General features: G+C 36.6%; 14 protein-coding genes and 1 pseudogene. 14 read left to right on the top strand and 1 reads right to left on the bottom strand.

Translation table 11 applies throughout. The features are described 5' to 3' along the window. Positions 1-118: 118 nt before the first annotated feature. The 12 genes from mscS to hcp all read left to right on the top strand — a co-directional run bounded on the left by mscS (position 119) and on the right by hcp (position 9,826). Positions 119-964 (top strand): small-conductance mechanosensitive channel MscS, encoded by an 846-nt coding sequence (gene mscS / locus ACPLVE_RS07640; protein WP_424610972.1) that lies wholly within the window; start codon positions 119-121, stop codon positions 962-964. Between the two features lie 14 nt (positions 965-978). Continuing rightward, complete coding sequence (locus ACPLVE_RS07635) at positions 979-1,185, top strand: DUF951 domain-containing protein (protein WP_424610971.1); 207 nt, start codon at positions 979-981, stop codon at positions 1,183-1,185. A 74-nt stretch (positions 1,186-1,259) separates the two neighbouring features. Further along, entirely contained in the window at positions 1,260-1,547 is a 288-nt protein-coding gene (gene rpsF, locus ACPLVE_RS07630) for a 30S ribosomal protein S6 (protein ID WP_424610970.1), read from the top strand. A gap of 31 nt (positions 1,548-1,578) precedes the next feature. Then, on the top strand, positions 1,579-2,031 hold the full coding sequence (locus ACPLVE_RS07625; protein ID WP_424610969.1) for a single-stranded DNA-binding protein: 453 nt from the start codon (positions 1,579-1,581) through the stop codon (positions 2,029-2,031). A gap of 23 nt (positions 2,032-2,054) precedes the next feature. Beyond that, on the top strand, positions 2,055-2,315 hold the full coding sequence (gene rpsR / locus ACPLVE_RS07620; protein WP_424610968.1) for a 30S ribosomal protein S18: 261 nt from the start codon (positions 2,055-2,057) through the stop codon (positions 2,313-2,315). Between the two features lie 57 nt (positions 2,316-2,372). Then, positions 2,373-2,681, top strand: a complete 309-nt coding sequence (locus ACPLVE_RS07615) for a MazG-like family protein (protein WP_424610967.1) — start codon at positions 2,373-2,375, stop codon at positions 2,679-2,681. A 4-nt stretch (positions 2,682-2,685) separates the two neighbouring features. After that, on the top strand, positions 2,686-3,594 hold the full coding sequence (locus tag ACPLVE_RS07610) for a DUF2232 domain-containing protein (RefSeq protein WP_424610966.1): 909 nt from the start codon (positions 2,686-2,688) through the stop codon (positions 3,592-3,594). 12 nt (positions 3,595-3,606) lie between these two features. Next, positions 3,607-5,574, top strand: coding sequence for a DHH family phosphoesterase (locus tag ACPLVE_RS07605; protein WP_424610965.1), 1,968 nt, complete (start codon positions 3,607-3,609; stop codon positions 5,572-5,574). After that, positions 5,571-6,014: a 50S ribosomal protein L9 gene (rplI, locus tag ACPLVE_RS07600; protein WP_424610964.1), complete on the top strand. Its 444-nt coding sequence runs from the start codon at positions 5,571-5,573 to the stop codon at positions 6,012-6,014. The genes ACPLVE_RS07605 and rplI overlap by 4 nt, the downstream gene beginning before the upstream one ends. A 19-nt stretch (positions 6,015-6,033) precedes the next feature. Continuing rightward, positions 6,034-7,368 carry a replicative DNA helicase gene (dnaB, locus tag ACPLVE_RS07595; protein ID WP_424610963.1) on the top strand — a complete coding sequence of 445 codons (1,335 nt, stop codon included), beginning with the start codon at positions 6,034-6,036 and terminating at the stop codon, positions 7,366-7,368. 9 nt (positions 7,369-7,377) lie between these two features. Further along, positions 7,378-8,061, top strand: a complete 684-nt coding sequence (locus ACPLVE_RS07590) for a Crp/Fnr family transcriptional regulator (RefSeq protein ID WP_424610994.1) — start codon at positions 7,378-7,380, stop codon at positions 8,059-8,061. Positions 8,062-8,176: 115 nt separating this feature from the next. Further along, complete coding sequence (gene hcp, locus ACPLVE_RS07585) at positions 8,177-9,826, top strand: hydroxylamine reductase (RefSeq protein WP_424610962.1); 1,650 nt, start codon at positions 8,177-8,179, stop codon at positions 9,824-9,826. A gap of 153 nt (positions 9,827-9,979) precedes the next feature. Here hcp and ACPLVE_RS07580 read toward each other — a convergent pair. Continuing rightward, positions 9,980-10,341, bottom strand: a pseudogene (locus tag ACPLVE_RS07580) (helix-turn-helix domain-containing protein); the annotation flags it as partial. Positions 10,342-10,594: 253 nt separating this feature from the next. Between ACPLVE_RS07580 and ACPLVE_RS07575 the strand changes: the two are divergent. Beyond that, positions 10,595-11,182 carry a hypothetical protein gene (locus tag ACPLVE_RS07575; RefSeq protein ID WP_424610961.1) on the top strand — a complete coding sequence of 196 codons (588 nt, stop codon included), beginning with the start codon at positions 10,595-10,597 and terminating at the stop codon, positions 11,180-11,182. Positions 11,183-11,281: 99 nt separating this feature from the next. Continuing rightward, on the top strand, positions 11,282-11,484 hold a 203-nt coding region (locus ACPLVE_RS07570), incomplete at its 3' end, for a hypothetical protein (RefSeq protein ID WP_424610960.1).

Here is an 11,484-nt window from a genome sequence, read left to right as displayed (position 1 = left end):
ATATTTTTGTCAAATCTGCAAATTTACATACTTCAAATTACTCTAAGAAGCGATAGTTGAAAAAAAGAAGGGATTCGTGTAATATAAAGATAAAACTAAAAATAAGGTGATGGAGAAAATGTGGACCGATATATACCACAAACTTGTGGAAATATATGACATAAAAGCTGTAAAATTTTCTCTTGATGTATTAAAAATACTCCTCATTGCTTTTATTGGGATTAAATTTTCCGATTTTGTAATACGAAGGTTTTATAAATTATACAGTAAAGCCAAAATACAATTGCCACAGAGGAAGATGGATACTTTAGCGTCTCTTACAAAAAACGCTGTCAGATATGTGATTTACTTTCTTGCAGGAGCTTCTATCCTCAAGCTTTTCAACATAGATATGACATCTTTGCTGGCTGTTGCTGGAATTGGTAGCCTTGCCATAGGTTTTGGAGCTCAGAACTTGGTCAGAGACATGATTTCAGGTTTTTTTATAATCTTTGAAGACCAGTTTTCTGTGGGGGACTATGTCACTATTAATGGGATTTCTGGCACAGTAGAAGAAATGGGTTTGAGAGTCACGAAAATACGCGGTTTCTCTGATGGCCTTCACATAATACCGAACGGAGAAATAAAGATGGTAACCAATCTGACAAAAGACAGCATGATGGCGGTGGTCAATATAGCATTTCCTATAGATGAAGATGTAGACAGAATAATAGAAGGGCTTCAAGAAATATGTGAAGAAGTTAAGAATTCAAGAGAGGACATAATAGAAGGTCCTACAGTGTTGGGGATAACGGATATGCAGGATTCAAAGCTTGTCATAATGGTTTACGCAAAGACCCAGCCTATGCAGAAATGGGCAGTGGAAAGGGAAATTAGGTATAGGGTGAAAAAGATGTTTGACAAAAACAACATATCTTTTCCTTATCCACGAACTACGGTTATTATTTCGGAGAAGAAAAAATAATTGGGGTGATGGCTTTGCCTAAAGATTTGCATGTTGGCGATATAGTGAAGCTTAAGAAAAAACATCCTTGTGGTTCTGATGAGTGGGAGATCTTAAGAGTTGGAATGGATGTCCGTATAAAGTGCTTGAAATGTGGAAGAATGGTTTTGATGCCGAGAGCAAAATTTGAAAAGAGCATTAAAAAAATTTTAAAAACGGTTGAAAATCCGTTAGGACAATGATAGAATAGGGATGTAAATTGCCGCCTTGCCCTATTTGGGAAATAGGGCCGCTTAGTCCAGAAGGAGGTGAGAAAATGAGGTCATACGAGACTATGTACGTGCTCTCTCCAGATTTGAATGAGGATGAAAGAAAGGGTTTGATTGAGAGGTTCAAAAACCTCATTGTAGAAAGAGGCGGGGAAATCACTAATTTTGATGAATGGGGTAAAAGAAAACTCGCTTATCCTATTCAAAAGAAAACAGAAGGCTATTATGTTTTGATGAATTTCAATAGTAGCCCGGAGGTTTCCCGCGAATTGGAGAGAGTCTATAGGATAACTGATGGAGTCTTGCGCTACCTTATAATAAGGACAGATGAGTAAATTTATTAATATAAAAAGGTGGGTTTTAAAAATGTTAAATAAAGTTATTCTGATAGGCCGTTTGACAAAGGACCCTGTCATGAGATACACTTCTGACATGGTTCCTGTTACGACTTTTACATTGGCGGTTAACAGGAATTATGTGAATCAGAGCGGGGAAAGGCCTACAGATTTTATACCCATCGTAGCATGGAGAAAGCTAGCTGAAATTTGCGCCAATAACCTAAAAAAGGGAAGATTAGTGGCAGTTACAGGTAGTATCCAGACGAGGTCTTGGGATGACAGCAGTGGTAACCGCCATTGGGTTACTGAAGTGGTGGCGGACGATGTAAGATTCTTGGAACCTAAATCTGGCTTTGCTGCAGCTAATGCTTCCGAAGAAGAAAAGGAATTGGACGAAGAGTTTGACAAATTATTTGAAGATATCCCCGACGATTTCGAAGGGTTTACACCTATAGAGAGTGAAGATGATTTACCTTTTTAGGAAGAAGAAAGGAGGTTTAAAAAGTGTCTACCGCAAATACTGCTGATGCTGCAACAGTGAAAAATAGAAGAAACAAAAAGAAAAAAAGAGTATGCGCCTTCTGCGCTGATAACATAGATAGAATAGACTACAAAGATGTAGCAAGACTTCGCAAGTATATCACAGAAAGAGGCAAGATTTTGCCTCGAAGGATAACAGGGAACTGCGCAAGACACCAAAGGCAGCTTACTAGAGCAATAAAAAGGGCAAGGCAAATTGCTCTTCTACCATACACAGTAGAATAATGGTATAATTATAAGAGGGCTTGGCCCTCTTTTAGTTTATAAAAAGGACGGAGGAAAATGAAAAACGATTTAGAGATCGCTAAAAACATAAGGGAAATAGAGAGCCTTAAAGTAGAGATGTTAGGGAAATTATATAATTTGCTGAAGTCTTTTATAGATGAAGCAGAAGAAGATGCTATCCTAGATGGCGTTGTCGATATTATAATATATGCCTACCTTTTGGGAGATAAGGTGGGGTACAGATTTAAAGAAATAGATGAAGCACTTATTAAGAAATTAAGATCTTTGATCGTGGATAAAAACATTGATATGGAATATAATTTCTCTGAACTATTAAAACATTTAAAAACTCAAAAGCGGGAGTGATCTAATGGAAACTAAAAAAATCACAAATGCGGCGATGATGGCGGCTTTAGCAGTAGTCCTGAGTTTTTTGGGTTCCTATTATCCACCGTTCTTTTTACTATTTTTTCTCATACCAGCCCCATTAGCTGTGGCTTGTGTGTTAGGGTCTTTATCTTATGCTATGATTGCCTCTTTTATAGTTTTTACGGCGGACCTCGTATTGATAGGTATAGGAACGGCTTTTGTCGCACTTTTCTTTGCTCTGCAGGGGGTTTTTATGGGCTATCTTGTCTCTAAAAGAAGAAGAGCAGGAGAGGTGCTTCTTGATGTAACAGCTATTTCTATAGTGGGAATGGTAGGGATATTTTATCTACTAAAATTAGCATTTAATGTAGATATAATGTCACACTTTTTTAAGGCCATCGCTGTCGCATTTGACAATATATCTTCCTATTACAAAGGGCATCCTAACTTTTCTACGATACAGTCTAATCTTCTTTCTATAAGGCACATGATGGAGATGACGATACCTGCATCTTTAGTGATAATCATCCTGATGATGAGTTGGCTCAATTATTTAGTTTTATATAAAATATTGAAAAGACAGCACTTTAATATAGAGTCTTTGCCTCCTTTTGAAGAATGGAAAATGCCCTATATAGCCGGATGGATTTTTATTGGGGTACTTCTTTATCAGTATTTTGCGAGAACACCCAATTTGATAATCACAAATATAGTAGTGCTTCTGTCTTTTGGCTTTACAATAGGAGGACTTGCTCTTATAAAATTTTATCTTACTCGAAAACTCAACATGAAATCATGGGGTGCTAACTTGCTTCTCATATTTTTGCTCTTTTTTCCCCTGACTTCTTGGCTTTTGGCGATTGTGGGCATAGCTGATACTAGCCTTGACCTTAGAAAATATTTAAGGTAAAGAGGTGTCTTTGTGGATAAAAAGTTTTACAAGATAATATCTTCTATAAATATATTAAATCTTTTATTGTCGGCATTTTTAATAGGATTTCTTTTTTATTACAATAAAATAGTGGCTTCTATATCTTTTGCCGTACTTTTGTACATACTACTGACGGAATACTATGGGGTTAAAAAAAAGAAAATAGAATTTGATAAATATATAGAAGACATATTTTTCAATGTAGACAAAGCTTCAAAGACTGTTTTAGCAAAAATTCCTCTTCCGGTCGTTATTTTGAATGACAGAGGAGAGATTATATGGTATAACAGCTATTATTCTCAAACTTTTAACGAAAATGAAGAGATAAAAAAACTTATAAAAAAATATTTGACGGCGAAATCTGATGAAGTAAAAGGACAGATAGAATTCAATGGAAGACACTATTCCGTTATTAAAATAGAGTCTACTTTCAGAAAAAAGAGGGATGGAGATATAAGCGCTACTCTTCTCTTTTTTGACGAGACAGAATATGTGGAATTAAAAAAGAATTTGAGCGGGGCAAGGCCTGTTGTAGCTTATATAATGATTGACAATTACGAGGAAGCATTGATGAGCGTGGAAGATGTAAAAAAAGCCGTCATCTCTTCTGAAATAGAGAAAAAACTCTCAGAATGGGCTTCTTCTATAAAAGCCTTTTTGAAAAAATATGATGACGATAAATACTTTGCAATTTTTAAAGAAGGAGAATTAAAAAAACTGGAAGAGAATAGATTTGACATATTAGACAAAATAAGAGAAACTGGAGAGGAAATGAAAGTCCTTCTCACCTTGAGCATAGGCGTAGGGGCAGAAGCTGACGATTTTCTCACTTTGAGCGAGTACGCTTCTTCTGCTTTAGACCTTGCGCTGGGGAGGGGAGGAGACCAGGCTGTTGTAAAAAGAGGAGACAAGATATCTTTTTACGGCGGGAGGACACAGACTGTAGAAAAAAGAACAAGAGTAAAAGCCAGAGTTATAGCCCATGCATTAAGGGAGCTTATAAAAGAATCTTCTACTATATTTATAATGGGACATAATTTTATGGACTTTGACTCATTAGGTGCGGCTATTGGGATGTACAGAGCCTGTGCAGATTTGGGCAAAAAAGCTTATATAATCCTGGACAAATCCAATGTAGCTATAGATGAGCTTGTGAAGAAAATAAAGGCAACAGATGGATATGAAGAGCTATTTATAAAGAGCTCGGAAGTTAAAAATATGGTGGATGAAAACAGCCTGTTAATAGTGGTGGATACACACAGGCCAAGTTATTTAAGCTACCCTGAAATTGTAGAATTGATTGATAGAATTGTTGTAATTGACCACCACAGAAGGGGTAAAGAATTTATTGACAAGGCTGTGTTAGTTTACTTAGAGCCATATGCCTCTTCTGCTAGTGAGCTTGTGACTGAAATACTGCAGTATATTGTAGAAAAAATTGACCTAAAGCCGATTGAGGCAGAAGCTCTTCTTGCTGGAATAGCTGTTGACACTAAAAACTTCACTTTTAGAACAGGTTCCAGGACTTTTGAAGCGGCTTCTTTCCTGAGGAAAAAAGGAGCAGATACAACCTCTGTGAAACAGCTTTTCCAGAACGATTTAGCTTCTTACATCATAAAGGCAACTATAGTGAAAAATGCAGAAATACTTGACAATGGCATTGCAATAGCTATAAGCCCTCCTGCTGCCAACAATTTAATAATCGCACAGGCGGCTGATGAACTTTTGACAATAAAAGGAGTAAAAGCTTCTTTTGTACTTCTGCAGAGGGAAGAGGATGTCGCTATAAGCGGCCGTTCCATGGGAGATGTAAATGTACAAATAATACTAGAAAAATTAGGTGGAGGCGGACATTTGACTGTTGCCGGTGCACAGGTTAAAAAGCCTATGGAAGAAGTTTTAAAAGAATTGAAACAGGCCATAAAAGAATACTTTGAAGAGGAAGGTGAAGATAGATGAAAGTTATATTGGTAAAAGATGTAAAAAATGTGGGTAAGGCAGGAGAGGTTGTAAATGTAAGCGATGGATATGGGAGGAATTATCTGATTCCTAAGGGACTTGCAATTGAAGCTACAGAGTCAAATTTAAAAATGTTAAATGAAAAGAAAAAGGCAGAAGAGAGAAAAAGGCAACAGGAATTAGAGCAGGCAAAGGAACTGGCTCAAAAACTTTCTAAAGTGGGAGTGACATTGAAAGTAAAAGCAGGAGAAAATGGCAAACTCTTTGGTTCTGTTACTTCAAAAGATGTAGAAGAAGCCTTAAAAGAAAAGGGATTTGAAATTGACAGAAAGAAAATAGTCCTTCCAGAAAATATAAAGACAATTGGCACCTATTATGCCGAGGTAAAATTGTATCAGGGAGTTACAGCAAAAGTGCAGGTGGATGTGGTAGCCGAGTGAAAAGTGAGGGGGAATATGGATGGAGAGGACGCGCATCCCTCCGCAGAACATAGAGGCAGAACAATCGGTTTTAGGTTCAATGTTTTTGTCCAGAGAAGCCATAATAGAAGTGTCTGAGATATTAAGAGCAGAGGATTTTTATAAAGAATCCCACAAGAAACTTTTTGACGTAATAATGGAAATGTTTGAAAAGGACATACCAGTCGACCTTGTGACAGTAGTGGATGAGCTAAGGAAAAGGGACATGCTGGAAGTAGTGGGCGGAATAGACTATCTTGCAAGCCTCACTTCCAGCGTAATCACAACAGCCAACGTCTCCTATTACGCTAAACTTATAAAAGAAAAAGCCACTTTAAGGCGGCTTATTGAGGCATCTTCAGAGATTATGGAACTAAGCTATCAGGAAGACGACGTGGAGACTGTTTTAGATATTGCCGAACAGAAAATATTCGACATAGCCCAGGGAAGGAATACCACTGCTTTTTCTTCAATGAAAGACATTTTAATGGATACTTTTTATAAAATTGAAGAGCTTTATAAAAACAAAGGGAAGCTTACAGGTATACCTTCGGGTTTTCCAGATTTGGATGCCAAGACAGCGGGATTTCAGCCTTCTGATTTTATATTAATCGCTGCAAGGCCTTCAATGGGCAAGACTTCATTTGCGCTAAATATTGCACAAAATGCCGCACTTTTAACAGGGCTTCCTGTTGCTATATTTAGTTTAGAGATGTCAAAAGAACAGCTTGTCACAAGGCTTATATGCTCAACGGCCAATATTGACAGCCAGAAACTCAGGACCGGAAATTTAGATGAAGAGGACTGGATGAAATTAGCAGCTGCCATGACTCCTCTTTCAAAGGCTCCTATCTACATTGACGATACTCCCGGTGTAACTGTAATGGACATAAGAGCGAAAGCAAGGAGATTAAAGCTTGAAAAGGGCTTAGGGTTGGTGATGATAGATTACCTTCAGCTTATGCAGGGAAGAGGAAGAGCAGAAAACAGACAGCAAGAAATTTCAGAAATATCAAGGTCATTAAAAAGCCTGGCAAGAGAATTAAACGTCCCAGTAATCACCTTATCCCAGCTTTCACGCGCACCTGAGACCAGGTCAGACCACAGGCCTGTTTTAAGCGATTTAAGAGAATCAGGAGCAATAGAGCAGGACGCTGACATTGTCATGTTTTTGTATAGAGATGATTACTATCATAAAGACTCTGAAAAGAAAAACATAGCAGAAGTGATAATTGCAAAACACAGAAACGGACCTACAGGAGTGGTGGAACTTTTGTGGCTCGCTCAGTATACAAAATTTGTAAGTTTAGATAAGTACAGGACAGAAGAAGGATAAATGGTGGTTATGCCCGTGAAAGAACTTGAATATTTAAGAAAAATCCCTTACTTCAGTGAGCTAGAAGATGAAAAGCTCGAGAAACTACACAACATTGCAACATTAAAACCTGTCAAAAAGGGATGCATTATCTTCACAGAAGGTCAAAAAGGAGAAGCTATATATTTTGTAAAGACAGGAAAAATAAAAATCTCCAAAATCTCTTCTGTCGGGAAAGAATATACTATAAAGATAATGGAAGAAGGGGATGTCTTTGGAGAATCTACTTTATTTATAGGAGGGGAATATCCTGCAACTGCTGAAGCAATAGAGGACAGTGAAATTTTGGAACTAAAGAATAAAGACATAGAAGACCTAATTTTAAAAGATACCCAAATAGCCCTTAGCATAATAAAGATATTGGCAAAAAGGTTGAAATACATAGCTGTCGTGATAGAAAACCTAGCTTTAAGAGACTCAGTAGGAAGAACAGCTTCTATTTTACTTACTTTTGCGAGAGAAAGGGGCATATTCACAAAAGAAGGAATTTTGGTAGAAATAGATTTAAAAAGACAGGAACTGGCCAATTTAGCCGGGACTTCTCGAGAAAATATCACAAGGATTTTAAGTCAAATGGATAGAGATGGAATAATAAAGCTTGGCAAAGACAAAATATTGATAAAAGATTTAGAAGAACTCAGAAAAATGCTCTGATTTTGTCCCAAAGTTATTTGGGACTTTTTTATTTTATGTGATTTTTGTCACAGATTTTTCTCTTAATATACCCTATCATTTACTATGTAAAAGCAAATTTAAGGAGGTAGTGGGCATGAAGATGTTTTGTTATCAATGTCAGGAGACATTGAAGAATACAGGATGTACGACAATTGGTGTGTGCGGCAAAACAGCCGATGTAGCAAACCTTCAGGATTTGCTAATTTTTACCCTGAAAGGCATATCTTTTTTAAACTTAAAAGCAAGAGAAGTCGATGTAAATAAAGAAAAAACAGATCGCTTCCTAATTGAAGGCTTATTTTCTACAATTACAAATGTGAACTTTGACAGAAATTTCTTCTTAAGAAAAATAAAAGAAGCAGTGGCATTGAGGGATGAAATCAAAGAAGACCTTAGAAATAAAGGTGTAAGAGTAGACGAATATGAAAATATAGATGCCATTTCATGGACTTATGGCACGGATGCCGATATAGAAGCAATTTCTCAGGAAGTAGGAGTTTTATCTACAGAAGATGAAGACATAAGGTCTTTAAGGGAGTTAATAACTTATGGTGTGAAGGGTATGGCAGCTTACGCATACCATGCATATCAGCTGGGTTATAAAGATGACAATATATTTAGATTTATGGAAAAAGCTTTGGCTAAGGTTTTAGATGACAGTTTGACAGTGGATGACTATGTGGCTTTGGCAATGGAGACAGGGAAGTACGGCGTAGATACAATGGCACTTCTTGACAAAGCTAATACTTCTGCCTACGGTCATCCTGAGATAACAAAAGTCAATATTGGAGTGAGAAATAATCCAGGAATATTGGTAAGCGGTCACGATTTAAAGGACTTAGAACAGCTTCTTGAGCAAACTGCTGGCACAGGTGTAGATGTATATACTCATGGAGAGATGTTACCAGCTCACTATTATCCTGCTTTTAAGAGATATCCTCACTTTGTAGGCAATTATGGCAATGCATGGTGGCAGCAGGACAAGGAATTCGAACTATTTAACGGACCAATTTTAATGACTACAAACTGCCTCATTCCGCCTAAAGACTCTTATAAAGACAGAGTCTACACTACAGGCGTCGTAGGCTTTGAAGGGGTAAAATACATTCCTGAAGGACCAGATGGTAAGAAAGATTTCTCAGAGATAATTGAGCATGCCAAAAGATGCAAACCTCCTGTAGAGATTGAAAGAGGAGAAATAATAGGAGGCTTTGCTCACAACCAGGTTTTACAGTTGGCGGATAAGATTGTAGAAGCAGTAAAGACAGGAGCAATAAAGAGATTCTTTGTAATGGCAGGCTGCGACGGAAGAATGAAAAGTAGAACCTATTATACAGAATTTGCCAAAGCTCTTCCAAAAGACACAGTGATTCTAACTGCAGGATGTGCAAAATACAGATACAACAAGCTAAATCTTGGAGACATAAATGGCATTCCAAGAGTATTAGATGCCGGACAGTGCAACGACTCTTATTCCCTTGCTGTAATAGCAATGAAGCTTAAAGAAGTACTCGGATTAAACGACATAAACGAACTTCCTATATCATATAACATTGCATGGTATGAACAAAAAGCTGTAATAGTACTTCTGGCACTACTTTACCTTGGAGTAAAAAATATTCACTTAGGCCCAACACTTCCCGCTTTCCTATCACCAAATGTGACAAAAGTATTAGTTGAGAAATTTGGTATTGGTGGCATAACAAACGTAGAAGACGACCTAAAAATGTTCTTGGGCGCATGATTGATCCTCATTTTCCTAAAACAAAAAGCTCTCCAGAAAATGGGAAGCTTTTTGTTTTATTGCTTTTTTATCACAAACATATCACCTTCTCTGCAAATTTCCAAATTATAGAACTTCTTTTTTAAGGAGCAAAGCCATATTTATTAGAATTCAAATTTCCATGTTACTGTAAACAAAATCCGCATAATTAGAAAGAGAGAAATTTGTATCATCTCTCAAACTTTCAAAATCTCCGCTTTCAAGTTTTTTTCTAGAGAGGATTTTATCTCAAAGAAAGAAGAATAATCTTTTAGTCTGTATTTTAGGAGCAACTCATTTAAATCTTTTTTATAGAGATGGGACAAAATATCTAAAGTTTCCTGTTTGGGTATGACTTTACCGTTTTCAATTTTTCTAAGTGTATCCCTGCTGATGAAAGTTTGTTCAGCAACATCGCTTTGGGAAAGCCCCAGAGATTTGCGGATATTTTTAAGTTCTTCACTAAAAGCTTCTAAATCATAGTAGAAACCATCCATTTTTTAACACCTCATGCCGATTCAAATCGGGTTGAAATTATCCTGGTTATTGTCTATTATATAGTTAAAAGAAGGAAATGTAAAGAGCAGGTGAAGATGGAATGAAGAAGAATATAAACACTAAAAATTGCCAGTAGAGAACTTCATTTTTTTAACATAGAAAATATAATCACATACATGGATGACCCGATTTTACCGTATAGTTTGTTTCTCGAGTTAGAATAAATAAAAAAATAATCTAGGAGGAAGAAAAATGAAGAGAAAATTATATTTTATTTCATTATCCTTATTGATTTTCTTTCTTTTTGTGGCTTGCTCGGAGAAGATAGGTACAATTCCTGAAAATTATTCATATAATTATGATAATTATCTAGAGTATGATTACATGAAAAAAGCTGGAGATACGGAAGGCTCATTTAGTTTTAAATACCCAAAGGGATGGGTTGTAGAAAAATTACCCGCATGGGAAGCAACTTCAGAAAAGGAAGCTTCTCCAGATTGGGGAGTAGAATTGTACAAAGAGGGGGATAAAGAAAATAAGATAACAATAGTTGGGATTGTAGGGGGTGTGCCTGTAGATAAAAGCCGAGAGAATGAGTGGGGAAAACAGGGTTTTCAAAAAAGTCAACTCGTGGTTGGAAATGTGAAAAGAGGGGAAGTATACTCTGGAATAGTTGAAAACAAAGTAAAAATAGTAGTTCTTTATTATGACAAAGATAACCCACCAAGATTTGAGTCTGGCTGGCGTTTGGAAGCTCATGCCCAAGTCGACAAACAATTTTATAATAAGAACAAAAATAAAATATGGCATATTTTAGCTAGTGTAAAGAAAATTGAATAAACGGGCAAAGAGAACCGTCCCCTTTGTCCGGGAAAAACTACATTAACAGCAGTAAAAGAAGTAACGACACAAACTACTGAAAAAACAATATTTAAAGAGTTGAAGGACGTAGCAAGGTTTTTAAAAGAGAATGGAATAAACAATCAAAAAGATAGGCGTGATATAATAGAAGTATTTAATCCAGGCGCAGAAGTGATAGAATTAAATAAAGACGTAGTAGTTTATATATATTATGATGGTAATTCTAATGATGGTAATTCTAATCCAAGAGGGAGGTGGTTAACAACAGAACTTTTAAAAGA

It is taken from the genome of Caldanaerobacter sp. (genome assembly GCF_049701115.1).
GTDB lineage: Bacteria > Bacillota > Thermoanaerobacteria > Thermoanaerobacterales > Thermoanaerobacteraceae > Thermoanaerobacter.
Note: the sequence above shows the minus strand (reverse complement) of the source record. Positions and strands in the feature narration are given on the sequence as shown.

What these genes read in the sequence shown, in the direction of transcription:
- ACPLVE_RS07625 (WP_424610969.1), top strand. Translation starts at nt 1,579, where the DNA reads ATGTTAAATAAAGTTATTCTGATAGGCCGTTTGACAAAGGACCCTGTC.
- rplI (WP_424610964.1), top strand. Translation starts at nt 5,571, where the DNA reads ATGAAAGTTATATTGGTAAAAGATGTAAAAAATGTGGGTAAGGCAGGA.
- ACPLVE_RS07590 (WP_424610994.1), top strand. Translation starts at nt 7,378, where the DNA reads ATGCCCGTGAAAGAACTTGAATATTTAAGAAAAATCCCTTACTTCAGT.
- dnaB (WP_424610963.1), top strand. Translation starts at nt 6,034, where the DNA reads ATGGAGAGGACGCGCATCCCTCCGCAGAACATAGAGGCAGAACAATCG.
- ACPLVE_RS07615 (WP_424610967.1), top strand. Translation starts at nt 2,373, where the DNA reads ATGAAAAACGATTTAGAGATCGCTAAAAACATAAGGGAAATAGAGAGC.
- rpsF (WP_424610970.1), top strand. Translation starts at nt 1,260, where the DNA reads ATGAGGTCATACGAGACTATGTACGTGCTCTCTCCAGATTTGAATGAG.
- ACPLVE_RS07610 (WP_424610966.1), top strand. Translation starts at nt 2,686, where the DNA reads ATGGAAACTAAAAAAATCACAAATGCGGCGATGATGGCGGCTTTAGCA.
- mscS (WP_424610972.1), top strand. Translation starts at nt 119, where the DNA reads ATGTGGACCGATATATACCACAAACTTGTGGAAATATATGACATAAAA.
- ACPLVE_RS07575 (WP_424610961.1), top strand. Translation starts at nt 10,595, where the DNA reads ATGAAGAGAAAATTATATTTTATTTCATTATCCTTATTGATTTTCTTT.
- hcp (WP_424610962.1), top strand. Translation starts at nt 8,177, where the DNA reads ATGAAGATGTTTTGTTATCAATGTCAGGAGACATTGAAGAATACAGGA.